Raw genomic sequence first — 21,524 nt, forward strand, 5'->3', positions numbered from 1 at the left:
AGAGGAATCACACGATGACCACGACCACCAACGAACTGATGTCCGCCGCCGAAGTCCTCGGCAGCCTCGTGACCGCCATGGCCAGCGGCCGCATCCGCGTGATCGATCTCACGCAGACGCTCACGCCCGAGTTTCCTCAGATCGCGCTGCCGCCTGAGATGGGCCAGTGCTGGCCCTTCCGCATCGAGGAGGTGTCCAAGTACGACGAGCGCGGTCCGGGCTGGTACTGGAACAACTTTTCCTGCGGCGAGCACACCGGCACGCACTTCGACGCGCCGATCCACTGGATATCGGGCCGCGACCTGCCGAACAACTCGGTCGACACCATCCCCGTGCAGCACTTCGTGGCGCCGGCCTGCGTGATCGACTGCTCGCCGCAGGTGAAGGACGACCCCGACTACCTGCTGACGCTCGAAGATATCGAGGCCTACGAGGCCGCGCACGGCCGCATCCCCAAGGGCGCGTGGGTGCTCATGCGCACCGACTGGTCCAAGCGCACCGACCCCGAGGCGTACCAGAACTTCGATGAAACGGGCCAGCACACGCCCGGCCCGAGCACCGAGGCCGTGCGCTTCCTGGTCGAGCAGCGCGACGTGCTGGGCTTCGGCTCCGAAGCCATCGGCACGGACGCGGGGCAGGGCTACCACCTGCGCCCGCCCTACCCCTGCCACTACTACATGCACGGCGCGGGCCGCTACGGCCTGCAGTGCCTGAGCAACCTCGACCTGCTGCCGGCATCGGGCGCGGTACTGATCTGCCCGCCGCTGAAGATCGAGAAGGGCAGCGGCAGCCCGCTGCGCGTGCTGGCCCTGGTGGGAGCCACGGCATGAGCGCCGCCGCACCCCGGGTCGCGGCCGTCACCGGCGGCAGCGCCGGCATCGGCAAGGCCATTTGCGAAGACCTGCTCGCGCAAGGCTACGAGGTGGTTTCGCTCGCACGCCGCAAGGCCGAGATCGACCACCCCAAGATGCACAGCCTCGAGGTCGACCTGGCCGACCGCGCCGCCACCGGCCAGGCCGTGCGCGAACTGGTCGAGCGCTTCGCACCGACCACGATCGTCCACAACGCCGGCGTCATCCGCGCCGCGCTGCTGCCCGACGTGAAGCTCGACGACCTCGATGCGCTGGTCGACCTGCACCTGGGCTGCGCCATCCAGCTCGTGCAAGGCGCACTGCCCGCGATGCGTGCGCAGCGCTTCGGTCGCGTAGTGCTGCTGTCGTCGCGCGCCGCGCTGGGCCTGGCCACGCGCACCAGCTACTCGGCCACCAAGGCCGGCATGCTGGGCATGGCGCGCACCTGGGCGCTGGAACTCGCGGCCGACGGCATCACGGTGAACGTGGTGGCGCCGGGCCCGATCCGCACCGACATGTTCTACGACGTGGTCGAGGCGGGCAGCGAGAAGGAGCGCGCGCTCGCGGCCTCGGTGCCCGTCAAGCGCCTGGGCGAATCGGCTGACGTGGCACGCGCCGTGCGTTTCTTCGCCGCGCCCGAGAACAGCTTCGTCACCGGCCAGGTCTTGTATGTCTGCGGCGGCACCAGCGTCGGCAGCCTCGCCCTCTAGTTTCATTTCAGCGTCCGTTTCGTTCCGTTCAAAAACATCACCTCTGGAGCATCGCCATGAAAGTCCTGAACCGAATTCGCACCCTCGCGGCCGTCGCCGCGGGCCTCGGCGCGCTGAGCGCCGCCAGCGCGTGGGCCGCCGATCTCAAGGTCGGCTTCATCACCTCGCTGTCGGGGCCGGTGTCGTCGCTGGGCATTCCGTACGAAAAGGGCATGAAGGCCGCGCTCGCCTACAAGGCCGACCTGGGCGGCCGCAAGATCCAGCTGGTGCAGCTCGACGATGCGTCCGACCCCACCACGGCCGCGCGCAACGCACGCAAGATGATCGACGAGGACAAGGTCGACGTCATCATCGGCACGGCCGGTTCGCCCGGCGCGCTGGCCATTGCCGGCGTGGCGCGCGAAACCAAGACGCCGCTGATCTCCATCGCCAACGCCAACCTGCCGGGCGAAGAGGGCGCGTGGATGGTCACGCTGCCGCAGCCCGCGCCGCTCATGGTGAGCGCGGTGGTCGAGCGCATGAAGAAGTCGGGCGTGAAGACGGTGGGCTACATCGGCTTTTCCGACGCCTGGGGCGACCTGGTGTACGGCGCGCTGCAAAAGAGCGCCGAGCCGGCCGGCATCAAGATCGTGTCGAACGAGCGCTATGCGCGCGGCGACGCCTCGGTGACCGGGCAGGTGCTCAAGATCGTGGCGCTGCGCCCCGACGCGGTGATCACCGGCACCTCGGGCACGCCGGGCGCGCTGCCCTACCTGGCCCTCTCGGAGCGCGGCTACAAGGGCCAGATCTACGGCATGCATGCGCTCATCAACCCCGACTTCGTGCGCGTGGGCGGTGCGTCGGTCGAAGGCCTGCTGGCCCCCACCGGCCCGGTGATCGTGGCCGAGCAGCTGCCCGCCGACAACCCGATCCGCAAGGTGTCGATGGACTTCCGCGCGGCGTATCAGAAAGCCAACGGCGCGCCGCCGACCGACGCTTTCTCGGCCTACACCTTCGATGCATGGCTGGTGTACCTGGACGCCGCCCAGCGCGCGCTCGCCACCAAGGCCGAGCCGGGCACGCCGCAGTTCCGCCTGGCGCTGCGCGACGCCATCGTGAGCACCAAGGAGCTGGTGGGCACGCACTCGGTCTACAACTTCAAGCCCACCGAGCGCTACGGCTCGGACGACCGCTCGCGCGTCGTCGTGAAGCTCGAGAAGGGCCAGTGGAAGCTGGTGCCCTGAACGCCCTCGCGTCGATCCGATGAACGCCGCCCACCCCATGCACCCGCTTCTTCGTTCCCTGCGCCGCCGGCGCGCGACCGGCACCGTGCTGTTCGCCGCCGCGCTGCTGGCCGGCTGCGCCGCGACCGCGCCCAGTGGCAATGGCGAAGTCACCATCAAGCGCGACCGCTACGGCGTGCCGCACGTCTACGCCAGCGACACGCGCGGCCTGTTCCACGGCTTCGGCTATGCCGTCGCCGAAGACCGGCTCTACCAGCTGGAGATGGCGCGGCGCTCGGGCAACGGCAGCGTGGCCGAGGTGCTGGGGGCCGAGTTCGTCGCGACCGACAAGGCCACGCGCGCCAACATCGATCCGGTGTCGATCCGCCGCCAGATCGATGCGCTGAACGCGGACGACCGCGCCATGTTCGAAGGCTATGCCGCGGGCGTCAACGCGCGCATCCGCGACGTGCTGGCCGACCGCGGCAAGCTGATGCCGCGCGAGTTCATCGACAACGGCTTCGAGCCGGCGCCCTGGACCGCCGACGACGTGGCCATGGTCTGGATCGGCCTGATCCTCAACCGCTTCTTCGCGGGCACCGCCGAGGTGGCCAACCTCTCGCTGCTCAACCAGCTCAAGGCGGCGCGCGGCGACGTGGCCGGCCTGCAGCTGTACGAGCAGCTGCGCTGGCTCGAAGACCCGACCGCGCCGACCATCGTGCCGCGCGGCAACGCGAACCGGCTGGCAAGCGCCGAGCCCGGCGACGCCGCGCTCGCGCCGGTCTCCGCGCAGGCCGCCGCCGACTTCCGCGCCACCCAGGTCGCCCGCATGGGCCTGGCCGCCACCGAAGGCATGCCGACCGCCAGCAACGCCTGGGTGCTGGGCCCCTCGCGCAGCAAGGAAGGCGTGGCCGTCCTGTACAACGGCCCGCAGCAGGGCTTCAACAACCCGTCGTTCGTGCACGGCATCGGCCTGCACGGCGCGGGCTACGACCTCACGGGCCTCACGCCCATCGGCCTGCTGCCCGTGCTGTTCGGTACCAACGGCACCATCGCCTGGGGATCGACGGTGGGCTCGCTCGACACCAACGACATCTACCAGGAAGAACTGAACCCGGCCAACCGCCACGAATACAAGTACGACGGCGCCTACCGCCCGATGACCCGGCGCACCGACGTCATCCGCGTGAAGGGCGCCGCGCCGCAGAGCGTGGACATCTACGCCACGGTGCACGGCTTCGTGCAGAGCTGGGACGTGGACAACGCCCGCGCCTACACCGCGCGCAGCACCTGGCAGGGCCGCGAGGTCGAGACCATGCTCGGCTGGGCGCGTGCCGCGCGGGCGCGCGACTGGTCGGGCTTTCTTGCGCAGGGCGAGCGCGTGGCCGCGTCCATCACCTGGTTCTATGCCGACGTGGCGGGCAACATCGGCGCCGTGGGCCTGGGCCGCATGCCGCGCCGCCCGGCCACGCAGGACATCCGCTTTCCCGCACGCGGCGACGGCAGCATGGAGTGGCAGGGCAGCCTGCCGTTCAGCGCCAACCCGCGCGCCTACAACCCCGCGCAGGGCTACCTCGCGAGCTGGAACAACCAGATCGCCGAAGGCCTGCGCGCGGACGGCGCGAACTTCTCGCACGTCGACCGCGTGGCCGAAATCCACGCGCAGCTGCAGGGCACGGCCAAGCTGGGCGCCGACGAGATCTGGCGCGTGAGCCAGGGCGCGGCATTGGCCGACCTGAACGCGCGCTACTTCGTGCCCCTCATCGTCGACGCGGCGAAGGGCCTGCCGGCGGGCGACCCCGCGCGCCGCGCGGCCGACCTGCTCGCGAACTGGGACCTGAAGAACCGCGTCGCCCCGGGCGGCGAGGTGTACGACAACCGCGCCACCACCGTGCTGCGCGCGTGGCTGGGCGCGATGTCGCGGCGCCTGCTGGCCGACGACCTGCCGCCGGCCGTGTTCGCCACCTACGCCAACCTGGGCTACCCCACGCTCACGCCGCGCGGCTCGCCGGGCAGCGCCCAGCCCGCGGCCGTGGCCAAGCTGCTGTGGAACGCGCTGAGCGGCCCGGCCTCGGGCGTGCCGCAGCGCCACGACTTCTTCAACGGGCAGGACCCGCGCACGATGGTGCGCGCCGCACTGACCGATGCGGTGGGCGAACTGCGCACCCGCCTCGGGCCCGACATGGCCGCGTGGACCACGCCCGTGGTGCGGCACCGCTTCTCGCGCATCAACGCCATCGGCGTGCCATGGGCCGGCGTGGGCGACGAGCCCGAGGTCAGCCCCTACATGAACCGCGGCACGCTGAACTACCGCGTCGTGCTGCGCCCGGGCGCGCTCGACATGTGCTCGGTCGCCGCGCCGGGGCAGAGCGGCTTCGTGAGCCCGGCCGGCGTGCGCGACCGCCACTACGCCGACCAGCTCGCGCTGTTCGAGCGCTTCGAATGCAAGCCGGAGCGGCTCACGCCCGCCCAGGTCGACGCCGACCTCGAATCGCGTCGCACCTTGCGCTACTGACCCGTCCCTCGTCCCCATTCCAACCCCCGAAGAGGAAGCTCCCATGAAGAAAATCTCCCGCCTTGGCCTCGCGCTGCTGGCCGCCTTCACCGCCGTCGGTGCGGCGGCGGCAGACCTCAAGATCGGCTTCATCAGCTCGCTCTCGGGGCCGGTCGCGGCGCTGGGCGTACCCTACGAGAAGGGCATCCGCGCGGCCATTGCCGAGCGGCCCGAGATCGGCGGGCGCAAGGTGCAGCTCATCGTGCTCGACGACGCCTCCGACCCGACCACCGCCGGGCGCAACGCACGCAAACTGGTGACGGAAGACAAGGTCGACGTGCTCATCGGCACCTCGGGCGTGCCGGGCGCGATGGCCATCGCCTCGGTGGCGCGCGAGCTCAACACGCCGCTCATCTCGCCCACGCCCGTGACCATTCCGGGCGCGGACGGCGCATGGACCGTCACCGTGTCGCAGCCGTTCCCGCTCATGGTGGCGGGCGTGGTCGAGCGCATGCAGAAGTCGGGCGTGAAGACGGTGGCCTTCATCGGTTTCTCCGACGCGCTGGGCGACCTGGCCTACGACTCGCTCGTGAAGAGCGCCGCCACCGCCGGCATCAAGGTGGTGGCCAACGAGCGCTATGCGCGCAGCGACTCCTCGGTGGCCGGGCAGATCCTGAAGATCGTCGCGGCGCGGCCCGACGCGGTGTTCGCAGGCAACTCCGGCACGCCGGGCGCGCTGCCCTACCTGGCACTGGCCGAGCGCGGCTACAAGGGCAAGATCTACGGCACGCACGGCCTCATCAACGCCGACTTCGTGCGCGTGGGCGGCACGGCCATCGACGGCCTGCAGGTGCCCAGCGGCCCGGTGCTGGTGGCCGACCAGCTGCCCGACAGCAACCCCATCAAGAAGGTCGCGATGGGCTTTCGCGCTGCGTACCAGAAGGCGAACGGCGCGGTGCCCACCGATGCCTTCTCGTCGTACACCTACGACGCCTACCTGCTGCTGGCCGACGCGGCCTCGCGCACCAAGGGCGAGCCCGGCACGCCGCAGTACCGCACGGCGCTGCGCGATGCCATCGTGGGTACGAAGGAGCTGGTGGGCACGCACGGCATCTACACCTTCAAGCCCGACGACCGTTACGGCTCCGACCAGCGCGGCGTCGTGATCGTGCAGATGAACAAGGGCCAGTGGAAGCTCGTTCCCTGACCTCGGTTTAACCGAAGCCCACCGCCATGACCGCCTACCGCAACCGCCCCGATCTCGTCGCGGCGCTGGTCCGCGACGACCGGGTGCACCGCGACCTGTACCTCAGCGACGAGCTGTTCGCGCTGGAGCAGGAGCGCCTGTTCGCCCGCACCTGGGTCTTCCTGGGCCATGCCAGCCAGGTGCCGGCGGCGGGCGACTTCGTCACGCAGGAGATCGCGGGCCGCCCGCTGCTCATGGTGCGCCAGCCCGACGGTGCGGTGCACGTCATGTACAACCGCTGCGCCCACAAGGGCACGCAGCTGGTGACCGACGAGAGCGGCAACACCGGCCGCTTCTTTCGCTGCCCGTACCACGCGTGGACCTACAAACTCGACGGCGCGCCGCTGGGCCTGCCGCTGAAGAACGGCTACGAGGGCACGCAGCTCAAGGCCTGCGAGTCGGGGCAGGGACTGTCGGTGGTCAGGCACGTGAAGGTGTACCGCGACTTCGTGTTCGTGCGGCTGTCGGACACGGGCCCGACGTTCGAGGACTACTTCGGCGAGGTGCTCGGCGCGCTCGACAACATGGTCGACCGCTCGCCCGAGGGCAAGCTCACCGTGGGCGGCGGCGTGCTGCGCAACATCGTCCATTGCAACTGGAAGATGTACCTGGAGAACATCAACGACACGGTGCACCCGATGTCGACGCACGAGTCGGCCACCCAGGCGGCCGAGGCGCTGTGGGAAGGGCATGCGCCCACCGACCCCAAGCCGATGGCGATGGAGCAGATATTGCCCTTCGGCTCGGGCTACGAGTTCTTCGACCAGATGGGCGGGCGCGTGTTCGCCAACGGCCACAGCGTGCTGGGCGTGAACTTCAGCATCCATTCCAACTACGCGCAGCTGCCCGAGTACGAGGCCGCGATGCAGGCCGCGCACGGCGTGGAGCGCGCCGCCGACATCCTGCAGCGCTCGCCGCAGAACTCGGTGCTGTACCCGAGCCTGTCGGTCAAGGGCTCGCCGCAGGCCATCCGCGTGATCCGCCCGCTGGCGGCCGACCGCACGCTCATCGAGGCCTGGAGCTTCCGTGCGGCCGGTGCGCCCGCGCTCTTGTTCGAGCGCGCCATGAGCTACAACCGGCTCGTGTTCTCGCCCATGTCGGTGGTGGCGCACGACGACGTGCACCTGTTCGAGAGCATCCAGCAGGGCCTGCGCGCGGGCGGCAACGAATGGGTCAGCCTGCACCGCAACCACGACCCGGCCGAGACGCAGCAGGCCACGGTGACCACCAACGGCACCAACGAACTGCTCATGCGCAACCAGTTCCGCGCCTGGGCCCGGGCCATGACGCCGGAGGTGGCGGCATGAACGACCCGCGCGACTTCATCGCCCACGAGGCGGCCCTGCTCGACGCGCGCCGCTTCGACGACTGGCTGGCCCTGTTTGCCAACGACGGCCACTACTGGGTGCCGCTGCTCGGCGCGGCGCAGGCCGATCCGTTTTCGCACAACTCGCTGGCCTACGAAGACCGGCTGCTGCTGCAGCTGCGCGTGGAGCGCCTGAAGAACCCGCGCGCGCATTCGCAGCACCCGGCCAGCCACAGCCAGCATGTGCTGCAGCCCTCGCGCATCGAGGAAGAGGGCGCCGACGACGTGCGCCTGCGCACGCCCTTTCTCTACATCGAGGCGCGCGGCGACGACCAGCTGTTGCTGAGCGGCACCGCTCGCCACCACCTCGTCCGCACCCCCACGGGCTGGTCCATCCGCGAGAAGCGCATCGACCTGCTCAACGCCACGCGCGCGTTGCCCGCGATCCAGTTGTTCATCTGAGTTTCCGTTCCTTCCATCCTTCCTCACTGGAGCTACGACATGAAGAACCTGATGCAGACCTTGACGCGCGGTGCCCTCGCCGCGGCGCTGACCGCCTGTGGTGTGGCGAGCGCACTGGCGGCCGACCTCAAGGTCGGACTCAGCGTGTCGCTGTCGGGGCCCAACTCCTCGCTGGGCGTGCCGTACGCCAAGGGCATGCAGGCCGCGCTGGCCTATAAGGGCGAGGTCAACGGCCGCAAGATCCAGCTCGTGGTGCTGGACGACGGCTCCGACCCGACCACGGCCGGGCGCAACGCGCGCAAGCTCATCGAGGATGAAAAGGTCGACGTGCTCATGGGCACCTCGGGCGTGCCGTCGGCCATCGCGATGGCGCAGGTGGGCAAGGAGGCGAAGACGCCGATGATCGGCCTCACGCCCATCCTGCTCGACCCGAACGAGAACCCGTGGGTCATGACGGTGGCGCAGCCCACGCAGCTCATGATCGACGCGGTGGTCGAGCGCATGAAGCGCAACAACGTCAAGACGGTGGGCTACATCGGTTTCTCCGACGCCTGGGGCGACCTGGTGTACGAGGCCCTCAACAAGGCCGCGCCCGCCGCCGGCATCAAGGTGGTGAGCAACGAGCGCTACGCACGCGCCGACGCCTCGGTGACCGGCCAGGTGCTGAAGATCGTGGCGCTGCGTCCCGACGCGGTGATGACCGGCGGCGCCGGCACACCGGGCGCGCTGCCGTTCCTGGCGCTGCAGGAGCGCGGCTTCAAGGGCGGCGTGTACGGCCAGCACGGCCTGATCAACCCCGACTTCGTGCGCGTGGTCGGCGCGGCCGGCCAGAACGCGCTCATGCCCACGGGCCCGGTGATCGTCGCCGAGCAGCTGCCGGCCGACTACCCGACCAAGAAGATCGCGACCGACTTCCGCGCCGTGTTCCAGAAGGTCAACAACGCGCCCACCAGCGACGCCTTCTCGGCCTACTCGTTCGACGGCTGGCTGGTGTTCGCCGATGCCGCCTCGCGCGCCATGAAGAAGGCCGAGCCGGGCACGCCCGAGTTCCGCGTGGCGCTGCGCGACGCCATCTTCAGCACCAAGGAAGTGGTCGGCACGCACGGCGTCTACACCTTCAAGCCCGGCAGCCTGTACGGCGTGGACGAGCGCGCCCGCGTGATCGTCAAGCTCGACAACGGCCAATGGAAGCTCGCCCCTTGAATCTCCTGTTTTTCTTCACGACAACGACAACGATGACTCCGACAGAGGTTTTTCTATGAACTGGGACGTGGCGCTGATCCTCGTCACCGACGGCCTGGCCAACGGTGCCGTCTATCTGCTCGCCGGCCTCGGGCTGGTGCTGATCTTCTCGGTCACGCGGGTGGTGTTCGTGCCGTTCGGCGACATCGCGGCCTTTGCCGCGCTGTCGCTGGCGGCCTTCGAAACCGGCCGCGTGCCGCCGACCATCGGCATGGTGGCGGTGCTGGCCGCGCTGGCGCTGGCCACCGAGATCGGCAGCCTGCTGCGGCGCGGCGAGGCCGCGCGCATACCGAAGGCAGTGCTGATGTGGGGCGTGCTGCCCGCCATTCCGTGTGTGCTCGCCTGGCTGGCGGCGCGGCCCGGCGTGCCGGTGGCGGTGCACATCGCGGTGGCCGTGCTGCTGGTGGTGCCCATCGCGCCGCTGCTGGCGCGCGTGGTGTTCCAGCCGATCGCCGATGCCTCGGTGCTGGTGCTGCTGATCGTGTCGCTCGCGCTGCACTTTCTGCTCTCGGGCCTGGGCCTGCTGTTCTTCGGGCCGGAGGGTTCGCGCACCACGCCGCTCACGAGCGCGGTGTTCACGCTGGGCGACGGCTTCACGGTCAGCGGCCAGGTGGTGCTGATGGTGGGGGCGGCCGTGGTGCTGAGCGGGCTGTTCTTCCTGGTGTTCGAGCGCACGGTGGCCGGCAAGGCGCTGCGCGCCACGGCCGTGAACCGCGTGGGCGCACGGCTGGTCGGCATCCGGCCGGTGCGCACGGCGCTGCTGGCCTACGGCTGCGCCTCGCTGCTGGCGGGGCTCATCGGCGTGCTGATCGCGCCGGTGACCACCATGTACTACGACTCGGGTTTCATCATCGGCCTGAAGGCCTTCGTGGCCGCGATCATCGGCGGGCTCGTCAGCTACCCGATGACGGCCATCGGCGCGCTGGCGGTCGGCGTGGTCGAAAGCTTCGCGTCGTTCTGGAGCGGCGCGCTGAAAGACGTGATCGTGTTCAGCCTGCTGATCCCGGTGCTCATGCTGCGCTCCTTCATGGCGGCCCATTCGGAAGAGGAAGAAGACGAGGTGGACCAATGAACGGCAACACCAAACGCATGGCGTGGATCGCGGCGGTGATCGTCGTGCTGGCCCTGGTGCCGGCCGTGGCGGGCAGCTTCACGGTTTCGCTGCTCAACGACATCGGCATCGGCGCGCTGGTGGCGCTGGGCCTCGTGCTGCTCACCGGCGTAGGCGGCGCCACCTCGTTCGGCCAGGCGGCCTTCGTGGGCATCGCGGCCTACGCCACGGCCTGGCTCACGACCGCGCAGGGCCTGTCGCCGTGGCTGGGGCTGCTGTTCGCGCTGCTGCTCACGGGCGTCTCGGCGCTGGCCATCGGCATGCTGACCTTGCGGCTGGGCGGGCACTTCCTGCCGCTGAGCACCATCGCCTGGGGGTTGTCGATCGCGATGCTGTTCGGCAACGTCGATGCGCTCGGGCGCCACACGGGCCTGTCGAACATCCCGGCGCTGCAGATCGGCGGCTGGTCGCTGGCCGATCCGCGCGCCATGTACTACCTGATCTGGGTGGTGGTCGGGCTGGCCTGCCTGTTCAGCCACAACCTGCTGCAGTCGCGGCCCGGCCGTGCCATTCGCGGGCTGCGCGGCGGCGCCACGCTGCTGGCCAGCGTGGGGGCGGATGCGTACCGCGTGCGGCTGTCGCTCTTCGTCACGGCGGCGCTGTTCGCGGGGCTGGCGGGCTGGCTCTATGCGCACATGAACCGCTTCGTGAGCCCGTCGCCCTTCGACGTGCGCGCCAGCATCGAGTACCTGCTGATGGCCGTGGCCGGCGGGCTCGGGCAGCTGGCGGGCGCGCTGGTGGGCGCGGCGCTGGTGCTGGTGCTGAAGAACGGCCTGCAGGACGTGCTGCCGATGCTCACGCAGCGCGCAGGCCAGCTGGAGGCCGTGGCCTTCGCGGCGCTGTTCATCCTGCTGCTGCACTTTGCGCGCGGCGGCGTGATGGGCCTTCTGCGGCGCTGGACGCGCCGGCGCGCCGCGCCGCAGGGCGCCTCGCGCTACACCGGTGCGCCGGTCGAACCGCTGCCGCACCGGCAGCTGCCGGCGCGCGGCACGCAGGTGCTGTCGGTCAACGGCGCCGTGAAGCGCTTCGGCGGGCTGGTGGCGGTGAACGACGTGAGCTTCGACGTCAAGGCGGGCGAGATCATCGGCCTCATCGGGCCCAACGGCGCGGGCAAGTCGACCATGTTCAACCTGCTGACCTGCACGTTGCCGATGAGCGCGGGCCAGGTGCGCTTTCTCGAGCACGACATCGCCGGCATGCCGCAGCGCGCGGTGGCGCGGCTCGGGCTGGCGCGCACCTTCCAGCACGTGAAGCTGCGCCCGCACATGAGCCTGCTGGACAACGTGGCGCTGGGCGCGCACTCGCGCACGCGCTCGGGCATCCTGAAGGCGGGCCTGCGGCTGGACCGCACGGAAGAAAGCCAGATCCTGCAGGAGGCGCAGCGCCAGCTCGACCGCATCGGCCTGGGCGACCGTGCGCACGAACTCGCGGGCAGCCTGCCGCTGGGCACGCAGCGCATCCTGGAGATCGCGCGCGCGCTGGCCGCCGACCCCGTGCTGCTGGTGCTCGACGAGCCCGCGGCCGGCCTGCGTCGCAAGGAAAAGATGGCCTTGGGCGACCTGCTGCGCAAGCTGCGCGAGGAGGGCGTGACCATCCTGATCGTCGAACACGACATGGACTTCGTGATGAAACTGGTGGACCGTTTGGTGGTGATGAACTTCGGCTCCAAGCTCGTGGAGGGCGTGCCATCGGCGGTGCGCGCCGACGAGCGTGTGCAGGCCGCATACCTCGGGAGCGTCGTATGACCGCGATGCTGGAGATTGGCGATCTGCATGTGTCGTACGGGCAGGTCGAGGCCGTGCGCGGCGTGTCGCTCGACGTGCAGCGGGGCCAGATCATCTCGGTGATCGGCCCCAACGGCGCGGGCAAGACCACGCTGCTGGCCGCGGCCATGGGCCTGCTGCCGTGCAAGGGCACGCTGCGATTCGAGGGTGAAGACCTGCAGGGGCTCGATGTGGAGTCGCGCGTGGAGCGCGGGCTGTGCCTCGTGCCCGAGCGGCGCGAACTGTTCGGTGAACTCACTGTGCTCGACAACCTGCAACTGGGCGCCTACGCCAAGCGGCTGCGCGGCGACGCGATGAAGCGGCAGCTGCAATCGGTGTACGACCGCTTCCCACGACTGGCCGAGCGCCGCGCGCAACGCGCCGACACGCTCTCGGGCGGCGAGCGCCAGATGCTGGCCGTGGGCCGCGCGCTCATGTCGGCGCCGCGCCTCTTGATGCTCGACGAGCCCAGCCTGGGCCTGGCGCCGCTGATCGTGCGCGACATCCTCACCATCGTGCGCAAGCTGCGCGACGACGGCGTGTCGATCCTGCTGGTGGAGCAGAACGCACGCGCCGCGCTCGAAAGCTCGGACGAAGGCTATGTGCTGGAGACCGGCGAGATCGCGCTGTCCGGTGCTTCCGGTGACCTCGCGAGCGACCCGCGCGTGCAGGCCACCTACCTCGGCGGAGGCACGCACGATGACGAGTGACCTGCGCGCGGTGCCGCCGGCGCAGCGCACGCTGCCCGCCATGCTGCAGCGGCAGGCGGCGCTGTTCGGCGGCCGCCCGCTGCTGCGCATCGCGGGCCGGCAATGGACGCACGCAGACGCGGCCGATGCGGCGGCCACGCGCGCCGGTGCGCTCGCACAGCACGGCGTGGCGCGCGGCGACCGCATCGCCGTGATGTGCGGCAACCGCATCGAGTTCCTCGACACCTTCCTCGGTGCGGGCTGGCTCGGCGCCTCGGTCGTGCCGGTCAACACCGCGTCGATGGGGCCGCAGATCGAATACTTCCTCGCGAACAGCGAGGCGAAGCTGCTGGTGATCGAGGCGGGCTTTCTCGATCGGCTGGCGACGGCCGACCTGGCCCGCACGGCGCTGCGCGAGGTGTGGGTGGTCGGCGAGGCCGAAACGCCGTGGGCGCCGCCCGCCGGTGTGCGCGTGTCGGCCTACCCACCGGGCGCGCAGGCCCTGCCGCCCGCTGCGGTGCAGCCGGGCGACCCGCTCGCCATCCTCTACACCTCGGGCACCACAGGCCCGGCCAAGGGCGTCATCTGCCCGCAGGCGCAGTACTTCTGGTGGGGCGTGAACAGCGCCGAGGTGCTCGGCGTGGGCCGCGACGACGTGCTGTGCACCACGCTGCCGCTGTTTCACATCAACGCGCTCAACACCTTCGCGCAGGCCGCGCTCACCGGGGCCGAGGTGGTGTTCGAGTCGCGCTTCTCCGCCTCGGGCTTCTGGCCGGCGATGCGCGCCAACGGCGCGACCGTGGTCTACCTGCTCGGCGCGATGGTGCCCATCCTGCTGGCCCAGCCCGAAGGCGAGGGCGAGCGCAACCATCGCGTGCGCACCGGCCTCGGGCCCGGCGTGCCCGCGGCGGCGGGGCTGGCCTTCAAGGCGCGCACGGGCGTGGCGCTGCTCGAAGGCTACGGTTCGACCGAGACCAACTTCGCCATCGCCACCGCGCCCGATTCGCCGCGCGGCGGCGTCATGGGCTGGCTGCGCCCCGGCTTCCAGGCCTGCGTGGCCGACGAAGACGACGTGCCGCTGCCGCCCGGCGAGGCCGGCGAACTGCTGTTGCGTGCCGACGAGCCCTATGCCTTTGCCAGCGGCTACTTCCACATGCCCGAGAAGACCGTCGAGGCCTGGCGCAACCTGTGGTTCCACACCGGCGACCGCGTGGTACGCGATGCCGACGGCGCGTTCCGCTTTGTCGACCGCATCAAGGACGCGATCCGCCGGCGCGGCGAGAACATCTCGTCCTTCGAGGTCGAGCAGGTGCTGCTGAGCCACCCCGGCGTGGCCTCGTGCGCGGTGTACCCTGTGCGCTCCGAGCTGGCCGAAGACGAGGTGATGGCCGCGCTGGTGGCGCGCGAAGGCGTGGCCATCGACCCGGCCGAGCTGGCGCGCTTCTGTGAAGGCCGCCTGCCCTACTTCGCGGTGCCGCGTTACATCGACCTCCTGCCCGACCTGCCGCGCACCGAGAACGGCAAGGTGCAGAAGTTCAAGCTGCGCGAGCGCGGCGTGGGGCCGCAGACCTGGGACGGTCGGCCCGCCAAAGCCGGATGACGCACGCCACCGCGCTTCCGCTGGCAGGGCGCGTGGCCTTCGTGACCGGCGCCGGGCAGGGGCTGGGTGCGGCCATCGCGCGCGGACTGGCGCAGGCCGGTGCGCGCGTGGCGGTGGCCGATATCGACGAAGCCAACGCCCAGGCCGTCGCCGCAGAAGTGAACGGCCTCGCGCTGCCGCTCGACGTGCGCGACGAGCAGGCCTTCAGCGACCGCTTCGCGCAGGCCGTGGCGCACTTCGGCGCCGTCGACATCCTGGTCAACAACGCGGCGCGCACGCCGACCACCTCGCTGTGGGACGTCACGCCCGCCGAGTGGGACGACGTGCTCGCCATCAACCTGCGCGGCAGCTTCTTCGGCTGCCGCATCGCCGGGCGCCACATGCGCGAACGCGGTGCGGGCCGCATCGTCAACCTGGCCTCGCTGGCGGGGCAGCAGGTCAGCAGCGCCACCGGCGTGCACTACGCGGCCAGCAAGGCCGGCCTGCTGGCGCTGACCCGTGCCTTTGCGCAGGAGCTGGCGCCGCACGGCGTGACCGTGAACGCGCTGGCGCCCGCCGCCATCGAGAGCCCCGCGCTCGCTGCGCTGGCGCCCGAGCGGCAGCAGGCGCTGAAGGCCGGCATCCCGCTCGGCCGCTTCGGGCTGGCCGACGAGGTGGCCGCCGCCGTCGTCTACCTGGCCTCGCCGGCCGCGGCCTTCATGACCGGGGCGACGCTGGACCTCAACGGCGGCCGTTTCATGCGGTAGCACCCTGCTGGTGCGCAAATGGCTAAAATGATTCAGAACTAAACCATTCAGGTATGCACACAAATTCGCTCACTGGCCGTCATGCCCTCGTCACCGGCGCCGCTCGCGGCATCGGCGCAGAGATCGCCCGCACCCTCGCCGCCCAGGGCGCTGTGCTGACCCTGTTGGGCCGCGACGCGCAGGCCCTGCAGCGCGTGGCCGAGACCCTGGCGGGCAGCGGCCACGGCGTGGTGGCGGCCGACGTGGCCGACCCGCAGGCCGTGCAGTCGGCCTTCGCGCAGGCGCGGGCCGAGCGCGGGGCGGTGACCGTGCTGGTCAACAACGCGGGCGCCGCCGAGAGCGCGCCGTTCCTGAAGACCTCGGTCGAGTTGTGGCAGCGCATGCTGTCGGTCAACCTCACCGGCAGCTTCCTGTGCGCGCAGGCCGCGCTGCCCGACATGCTCGACGCCGGCTGGGGCCGCATCGTCAACATCGCCAGCACGGCAGGGCAGAAGGGCTACGCCTACGTGTCGGCCTACACGGCCGCCAAGCACGGCGTGATCGGCCTCACGCGTGCGCTGGCGCTCGAAGTGGCGCGCAAGGGCATCACCGTGAACGCCGTGTGCCCGGGCTACACCGACACCGACATCCTGCGCAACAGCGTCGCCAACGTGGTCGGCAAGACCGGCCGCAGCGAAGCCGATGCGCTGGCCGAGTTCTCCAGCGTGAACCCGCAAAAGCGCATCGTGCAGCCGGCCGAAGTGGCCGACGCCGTGCGCTGGCTGTGCGGCGAGGGCGCCGCGTCGGTCACGGGCCAGTCGATCTCCGTTTCCGGAGGAGAAGTCACATGAGTCGCAACGATGCCTCCCACGCCGTGCTGAGCGACGCCGAAGAACTCGGCCACGAAGCCCGCGCCGGCCATGAAGACCACGCCATGCTCAAGCTGTGGCTGCGCATGCTCGCGAGCACCACGCAGATCGAGGCCGAGATCCGGCGCCGTCTGCGCGAGCGCTTCGGCATCTCGCTGGCGCGCTTCGACTACATGGCGCAGCTGTACCGCTACGAAGACGGCCTGAAGATGCGCGTGCTCTCGCGCTACCTGATGGTGACCGGCGGCAACGTCACCGGCCTGACCGACGAGCTCGAGCGCGAAGGCATGGTGGCGCGCGCGCCCAGCCCCGACGACCGCCGCGCCTGGATCGTGAGCCTCACGCCCGAAGGCCGCAACGCCTTCGAAGCCATGGCCACCGAGCACGAGCAGTGGATCCTCGAGATGTTCTCGGGCCTGGACATGAAGACCGTCAAGCAGATGCACAACCAGCTCGGGCTGCTGCGCGTGCACGTGATGCGCGGCGACGGCGCGGTCGAGGACCGCGCATGAGCGGCGAGGGCGGTGGCGTGGAGTTCCAGCGCCCGCGCCTGATCCGTTTTTCCGACTGCGACCCGGCGGGCATCGTCTTCTATCCGCAGTACTTCGTGATGCTCAACGGCCTGGTCGAAGACTGGGTGAGCGACGGGCTCGGCGTGGGCTACCACGCACTGATCGGCGAACGCCGCGTCGGCCTGCCGACCGTGAAGCTCGACGCCGACTTCCGCGCCGTGAGCCGCATGGGAGACCGCGTGACGCTCGGCCTCTCGGTGGCGCAACTGGGTTCGCGCTCGATCACGCTTGCGTTGCGCTGCTTCGAGCCCACCACGGGCGAGGTGCGCATGCAGGTGCGGCAGGTGCTGGTGACGACCTCGCTCGACACCCACCGCGCCATCGCCGTGCCGGACGACATGCGCGCGGCCATCCTGCGCGATGCGCCGGCGCTGGCTGCCGCCGAGCCCGCTGGCAAGGCCTGAAGGCCTGAGCAAGGCTAGGGCGCCGGCGCAGGGCCGTCGGCAGGCTCGAGCGCCTTCTTCTCCAGCGCGTGCTTCTTCAGCCAGCCGCTGAGTTCCCGCTTTCCCTTCGCATTGGCCTGTCGCCACGCGTCACGCGCGGCGGCCACGAAGCGTTCTTCCGCCGCATCGGGCGGTGCTTCTGAAGGTGGTGTGTTGTCTTCGTCGAGCCAACCGGCGGCCACGTCGCAGTGCCGTTCGATCTGCCGCGCGAGCTTGTCGCCGATGGGCCGCGCGCTCTTGATCTGGCTCCACATGCTCGGAGAGATCTCGAGCTTGCGCGCGAACGCCTGGTCGAGCCCCTTGGCGGGCAGGCCCGCCGCGACGGCGTCCTCGAGAAAGCGGCGATGCAGCACAAGCGCATTGCGGCGGCGCGCGACGGTGGTATGGGGCACTGTTCAAAAACAACAACAAGACAAGAAAAGATTGTCCCGGTTGTTGACGTCGCCGTAAACACTCTTTACAGTTGCCTCCAATTCACGGCACAAGCCGTCCCTTTTTTCCAACCCCTTACAGCCGACAGCGGCAATTTTTGACCAGGAACCATCGTGAACACCGCACCGATCCTCACCAGCCATCGACCCGCCTCGGGCCGACCGCTCGTGCGCGTCGGGTTCTGCCATGGTTTCGACATGCCGTCGCCCTTGTCGTTGTCTTCGCGCCTGAACACCGCGTACGTCGCCCAAGCCGCAGCCCGTCTGCGCGTGGGTGGTCAGTTCGAGGCTCATCAGGTGCCCCCGGGTGGAGGTCGCGCGTAGGCGCGCATCTCTCAAGCTCTCTCGCAAAGAGGCCCGGACACCGCAAGGTTCCGGGCCTTTTTGTTTTTGCCGCTTTCCATTTCGGGTGTGCCTTCACCCCACCGCCAGAAATTGCCGCGTCGACGGTCTGGCGGGATGTGCATGAGTTGATCACTCCTGTGCAGCGACGTTCGACGGGGCCGCGCCCAGCGCGCGGCCCGTCGCGTGAGGACACAACCGAAATGGAAGCGCGGCAGGCTTTGTTTGTTTTTCTTCCGTGTGTGGCGCAGCCTGGTAGCGCATCTGGTTTGGGACCAGAGGGTCGCAGGTTCAACTCCTGCCACACGGACCACACCCGAGCGGGACCGGGCCATGCCAACGCATGGCCCGCCCGCGGAAACCGGCCGCAAAGATAGGGCGGCGCCGGAACCCGTCACCGGACATTTTTCAAGTCATTACTTTCTTTTTTCGTCACCCACCCAGGAGGCCCTCATGCGCAAGCGCAACTCACCGATCCGGATGATCGCCGTGCACCCGGCGCCGCTGCCGCGCAGGCACATGGTGTGGTCGCTGGCCCAGCGCTTCGGCGTGGGGCTCGGGCCGCGCTACGTGGCTGATCGCGCGTCGGCATTGCAGGGCGGCAGCGAGGCGTCGCTCGACAGCCTCGACCTCGACCAGCGCGTGCGCGCGTCGGGCGAGTGGTAGCAACTCGGCACTGCTCGTCTTCTGTTTCTTCAATGGTGCGTGTAGCTCAATGGCAGAGCCGCGGGTTGTGGTCCCGCTGACAACGGTTCGATTCCGTTCGTGCACCCCATCCGTTCACCCCAAGTCATCGCCGCGAAGGGAGGCGATTCGTCATGCATTCACACGTCCTGCAACTCGATATTCAGGGCACGCCGCAAGCCTGGATCTCGCTGGAGCAGGCGGTGTTGCACTACGCCACCGGCAACGTGGCCTGGGAAGACGGCGCGCTGCCGCTGGCCACGCTGCGCGGCGGCTTCAACGTGGCGCGCGGTGTGCAGTCGCGCATCGACGTCGCGCCCATCATCGCGCTGCGCGGTGCGTCGAAGATCAACCTCTTCGACGTCGTGCCCGGCGTGACCAAGGCCAAGCTGCTGCGCCGCGACCGCCACACCTGCGCCTACTGCGCGCAGGTGTTCGCCGACCGCGACCTGCAGTGCGAACACGTCATGCCCGAGTCGCGCGGCGGCCCATGGAGCTGGACCAACCTCGTGAGCGCCTGCGCCGTCTGCAACAACCGCAAGGCCGCGCGCACGCCCGAAGAAGCGGGCATGCCGCTGGTCTACCTGCCGTACGTGCCGAGCCGCTTCGAGAACTTCCTGCTCGAAGGCCGCAACATCCGCGCGGACGTGCACGAATGGCTGGCCAAACGCCTGCCGCGCGGCTCGCGGCTGCAGTAGCGCCACGCGCACAAAGAGAAAAGCCCGCTGCCCGTTGGATCAACGGACAGCGGGCTTTGCCTTGTGCGGCTCGCGGTGTGCGAGCGATGTGTGTGAGTGAATGAAGGCGCGAGTGGCTTGCTTGTTTGTGTTCAGCGCCCCGCGCCAAAGAAGCTGTAAGCCACTGCTGTGGCTGCTGCGAGCCCACCGAGCAAGATGAAGAGCACCTTCGTCGTACGGCGAGGGCCGCGCCGTGAACGGACCCAATGTTCCGGCCCGATCAGGTCGATCGGAACCGTGGGTTTGCCTATGTCGGATGCCTTTTCCATGCCAAGAAATATAGCGCAGGCGCCAAGGCAAGAAGTTACAACGGCTTTTTGGCCCCATCGCACCGTGGCCCCTTGCCGACACCAGACAGAAACGTGTGAAATATTCCTCATGAACCAACAAATCATTCTCGAGAGCCTGGTCCGCGCCCTGGAGAGCTGGGTCCGCAACGCCTCCGCGGCCGAGCTGTGGCGCGTGCACCGCGAGGGCGGCCTGGGCGCATCGATCCGCACCGAAGGCGAGAGCGTCGTGCACGTGCGCATCGCGCTCGACGGCCCGCCCGAGGCGTTGTCGGACATCGGCAAGACCGACGGCCGCCTGCCGATGACTGAAGCGTTCAGAGGCGCCAACGGCGAAGCAGGGTGGGGCACCCCGCCACCGCAAGGCAGCGCCGAGCGCGAGCAGTGGTTTCTGTCGAGCGATGTGGCGCAAGAGCAGGCGCGGCAGTACCTGCTGGCGGAGGTGGCGGCGCGGCGGGATGCGTTGGTGCGGCGGGTGGAGGCGTGGGCGGCGGGTGCGGGTTGAGGCAAGTGAATGGTTCGCAGAGCCGTTTGTTGTCGACCCGTAAAGCAATTCCGCTAGCAGCCAATGATCTCGTTCAGAAGTTGTGCGGAGCGCGTAAGGTGCGCTGACCGCGCGAGAGCAGTGACATGCGAGCGGTGTGCTTCAACTGCACGAAGCCCAGTGCAGTTGTCCTGCTGTTGATCCATGCCAAGGCGAACCTTGATTCGATCTCTTGCGAAACGTTGAGGGAGTCGCGCGATGTCGCAGAAACAGCCGATGAGTGACGCCGAACTGACTGCCTTCGACGCAGGTCAGGACTTCGATGCGTTGCTTGTGCAGTCGGCGCGAGAGATGGGCGATGGGAAAGCGCGCAAGGTCGACACGCCTGTTGTCACAGCGCATGAGAAGGCAGGTCTTTCGCTTGAAGCACTCCAGATGGGCTCAGACCACAAGCTGCATGACGTTCGCTGAGTTGAGTGAGGTGAAGCAGAGAACGGTTCAAGCGTCGGCATCGTTGAATTCATCACGAGCACATCACACGTTCTGCAAAGTCGCCGCGAGTCCTCATTTGTTCACCGTGTGAGGCTTCCGTTGCCGCGCTTCTCTCCCTACATTTGAACGAGCGCCGCGCCTCACGGCGGGACATCGATGCACACCGCAGTGATGTCGATGTGAGGCACAAAAGGCGACGGTCAGGGTGCGCTAACACCCTGACCGTCTGACCAAGCAACGTGCATTACCTTCGAAGGAGCACATCAAGTGGCTGATCAAATTATCGCCGGGCGAAACACGCCCACATCTCGCGAGGAAACCTCCGAACCGGATGCACTAGACAGTCTTGAGAAAAAGTTGTCTCAGCTGCGAGCGTTGCTTGGTTCTTGCTACGGCATGGGCAGCGATTGGTTCGAGGAGATCGGGGCTAAAAATCGAGATATGGTCATGTGGATCGCGGCAGATCTGGTCACAGACGCAGAGCGATTGTTTCAGGCTGTCGCGGCCAAGGTTTGGGAACACGAGGCTATGCCGAAAGGCCCGGAAGTGCCGCGCTAGAGTTTGCTCGGGACCGACTCGCTGTGCGAAGGGCGAAGTGACTGGGGTCGTCTGTTCGTCTAGAACATGGGCCGCCTCCAGGCGGAATGATGAACTCTGAGTTGATGATCGTGCGCTCTTACTGGGCGATTTGGCTTGTTGGCATTGGCTGCTTTCGATGGATGCGCTGGAGCGAGCCTCTCATATGGAATGCTCATTGAGCATACGTAGATAACGTATACTTT

General features: G+C 69.0%; 23 protein-coding genes and 2 tRNA genes. 23 read left to right on the plus strand and 2 right to left on the minus strand.

What is annotated here, in order from left to right; genetic code table 11:
• The first annotated feature begins 14 nt into the window (after positions 1-14).
• Genes AC07OH_RS26580 through AC07OH_RS26655 form a run of 16 tightly spaced genes read left to right on the plus strand, consistent with a single transcriptional unit; the run spans position 15 to position 17,246 of the window.
• Positions 15-830 carry a cyclase family protein gene (locus AC07OH_RS26580; protein WP_062475012.1) on the plus strand — a complete coding sequence of 272 codons (816 nt, stop codon included), beginning with the start codon at positions 15-17 and terminating at the stop codon, positions 828-830.
• Entirely contained in the window at positions 827-1,561 is a 735-nt protein-coding gene (locus tag AC07OH_RS26585; RefSeq protein ID WP_369646152.1) for an SDR family oxidoreductase, read from the plus strand. The genes AC07OH_RS26580 and AC07OH_RS26585 overlap by 4 nt, the downstream gene beginning before the upstream one ends.
• A 56-nt stretch (positions 1,562-1,617) precedes the next feature.
• Positions 1,618-2,784, plus strand: coding sequence for an ABC transporter substrate-binding protein (locus AC07OH_RS26590; RefSeq protein WP_159273267.1), 1,167 nt, complete (start codon positions 1,618-1,620; stop codon positions 2,782-2,784).
• Between the two features lie 37 nt (positions 2,785-2,821).
• Positions 2,822-5,278 (plus strand): penicillin acylase family protein, encoded by a 2,457-nt coding sequence (locus AC07OH_RS26595; RefSeq protein ID WP_495302702.1) that lies wholly within the window; start codon positions 2,822-2,824, stop codon positions 5,276-5,278.
• Between the two features lie 43 nt (positions 5,279-5,321).
• Complete coding sequence (locus AC07OH_RS26600; RefSeq protein WP_159273269.1) at positions 5,322-6,464, plus strand: ABC transporter substrate-binding protein; 1,143 nt, start codon at positions 5,322-5,324, stop codon at positions 6,462-6,464.
• A gap of 26 nt (positions 6,465-6,490) precedes the next feature.
• Entirely contained in the window at positions 6,491-7,810 is a 1,320-nt protein-coding gene (locus AC07OH_RS26605) for an aromatic ring-hydroxylating dioxygenase subunit alpha (protein ID WP_495302703.1), read from the plus strand.
• Complete coding sequence (locus AC07OH_RS26610) at positions 7,807-8,271, plus strand: aromatic-ring-hydroxylating dioxygenase subunit beta (RefSeq protein WP_495302704.1); 465 nt, start codon at positions 7,807-7,809, stop codon at positions 8,269-8,271. Before AC07OH_RS26605 ends, AC07OH_RS26610 begins: the two co-directional genes overlap by 4 nt.
• Positions 8,272-8,310: 39 nt before the next feature.
• On the plus strand, positions 8,311-9,474 hold the full coding sequence (locus tag AC07OH_RS26615; protein ID WP_062474987.1) for an ABC transporter substrate-binding protein: 1,164 nt from the start codon (positions 8,311-8,313) through the stop codon (positions 9,472-9,474).
• Positions 9,475-9,529: 55 nt separating this feature from the next.
• On the plus strand, positions 9,530-10,585 hold the full coding sequence (locus tag AC07OH_RS26620; RefSeq protein WP_070062349.1) for a branched-chain amino acid ABC transporter permease: 1,056 nt from the start codon (positions 9,530-9,532) through the stop codon (positions 10,583-10,585).
• Positions 10,582-12,369 (plus strand): branched-chain amino acid ABC transporter ATP-binding protein/permease, encoded by a 1,788-nt coding sequence (locus AC07OH_RS26625; RefSeq protein ID WP_495302705.1) that lies wholly within the window; start codon positions 10,582-10,584, stop codon positions 12,367-12,369. Before AC07OH_RS26620 ends, AC07OH_RS26625 begins: the two co-directional genes overlap by 4 nt.
• Entirely contained in the window at positions 12,366-13,097 is a 732-nt protein-coding gene (locus tag AC07OH_RS26630; RefSeq protein ID WP_095950531.1) for an ABC transporter ATP-binding protein, read from the plus strand. The genes AC07OH_RS26625 and AC07OH_RS26630 overlap by 4 nt, the downstream gene beginning before the upstream one ends.
• Positions 13,087-14,676, plus strand: a complete 1,590-nt coding sequence (locus tag AC07OH_RS26635; RefSeq protein ID WP_495302706.1) for an ATP-dependent acyl-CoA ligase — start codon at positions 13,087-13,089, stop codon at positions 14,674-14,676. Before AC07OH_RS26630 ends, AC07OH_RS26635 begins: the two co-directional genes overlap by 11 nt.
• Positions 14,673-15,422: an SDR family NAD(P)-dependent oxidoreductase gene (locus AC07OH_RS26640; RefSeq protein WP_495302707.1), complete on the plus strand. Its 750-nt coding sequence runs from the start codon at positions 14,673-14,675 to the stop codon at positions 15,420-15,422. The genes AC07OH_RS26635 and AC07OH_RS26640 overlap by 4 nt, the downstream gene beginning before the upstream one ends.
• Positions 15,423-15,475: 53 nt before the next feature.
• Positions 15,476-16,252, plus strand: coding sequence for an SDR family NAD(P)-dependent oxidoreductase (locus tag AC07OH_RS26645; RefSeq protein ID WP_070062353.1), 777 nt, complete (start codon positions 15,476-15,478; stop codon positions 16,250-16,252).
• Entirely contained in the window at positions 16,249-16,782 is a 534-nt protein-coding gene (locus tag AC07OH_RS26650) for a MarR family winged helix-turn-helix transcriptional regulator (RefSeq protein ID WP_062473285.1), read from the plus strand. The genes AC07OH_RS26645 and AC07OH_RS26650 overlap by 4 nt, the downstream gene beginning before the upstream one ends.
• Complete coding sequence (locus AC07OH_RS26655) at positions 16,779-17,246, plus strand: acyl-CoA thioesterase (RefSeq protein WP_495302708.1); 468 nt, start codon at positions 16,779-16,781, stop codon at positions 17,244-17,246. The genes AC07OH_RS26650 and AC07OH_RS26655 overlap by 4 nt, the downstream gene beginning before the upstream one ends.
• Before the next feature lie 14 nt (positions 17,247-17,260).
• On the opposite strand, the gene AC07OH_RS26660 is transcribed toward AC07OH_RS26655, so the two are convergent.
• A complete protein-coding gene (locus AC07OH_RS26660; RefSeq protein ID WP_495302709.1) occupies positions 17,261-17,677 on the minus strand; it encodes a hypothetical protein in 417 nt (138 codons plus the stop codon).
• A gap of 3 nt (positions 17,678-17,680) precedes the next feature.
• The gene (locus tag AC07OH_RS26665) at positions 17,681-18,010 is read right to left on the minus strand and encodes a hypothetical protein (protein WP_495302710.1); all 330 of its coding nucleotides are present in this window, start codon (positions 18,008-18,010) and stop codon (positions 17,681-17,683) included.
• A gap of 284 nt (positions 18,011-18,294) precedes the next feature.
• On the opposite strand from AC07OH_RS26665, the gene AC07OH_RS26670 reads away from it, so the two are divergent.
• From AC07OH_RS26670 to AC07OH_RS26700, 7 genes are all read left to right on the plus strand, one after another.
• Positions 18,295-18,371: transfer RNA gene (locus AC07OH_RS26670), tRNA-Pro, on the plus strand.
• Between the two features lie 140 nt (positions 18,372-18,511).
• Complete coding sequence (locus AC07OH_RS26675; RefSeq protein WP_062473292.1) at positions 18,512-18,724, plus strand: hypothetical protein; 213 nt, start codon at positions 18,512-18,514, stop codon at positions 18,722-18,724.
• Positions 18,725-18,759: 35 nt separating this feature from the next.
• Positions 18,760-18,833: transfer RNA gene (locus tag AC07OH_RS26680), tRNA-His, on the plus strand.
• A gap of 43 nt (positions 18,834-18,876) precedes the next feature.
• Positions 18,877-19,440, plus strand: coding sequence for an HNH endonuclease (locus tag AC07OH_RS26685; RefSeq protein ID WP_062473294.1), 564 nt, complete (start codon positions 18,877-18,879; stop codon positions 19,438-19,440).
• A 417-nt stretch (positions 19,441-19,857) separates the two neighbouring features.
• Positions 19,858-20,271 carry a hypothetical protein gene (locus tag AC07OH_RS26690; protein ID WP_495302711.1) on the plus strand — a complete coding sequence of 138 codons (414 nt, stop codon included), beginning with the start codon at positions 19,858-19,860 and terminating at the stop codon, positions 20,269-20,271.
• Between the two features lie 237 nt (positions 20,272-20,508).
• Positions 20,509-20,721 carry a hypothetical protein gene (locus tag AC07OH_RS26695; RefSeq protein ID WP_495302712.1) on the plus strand — a complete coding sequence of 71 codons (213 nt, stop codon included), beginning with the start codon at positions 20,509-20,511 and terminating at the stop codon, positions 20,719-20,721.
• Between the two features lie 288 nt (positions 20,722-21,009).
• Positions 21,010-21,300 carry a hypothetical protein gene (locus AC07OH_RS26700; protein WP_495302713.1) on the plus strand — a complete coding sequence of 97 codons (291 nt, stop codon included), beginning with the start codon at positions 21,010-21,012 and terminating at the stop codon, positions 21,298-21,300.
• Positions 21,301-21,524: the final 224 nt, after the last annotated feature.

Source organism: Variovorax sp. GW821-FHT10C12, from assembly GCF_059415405.1.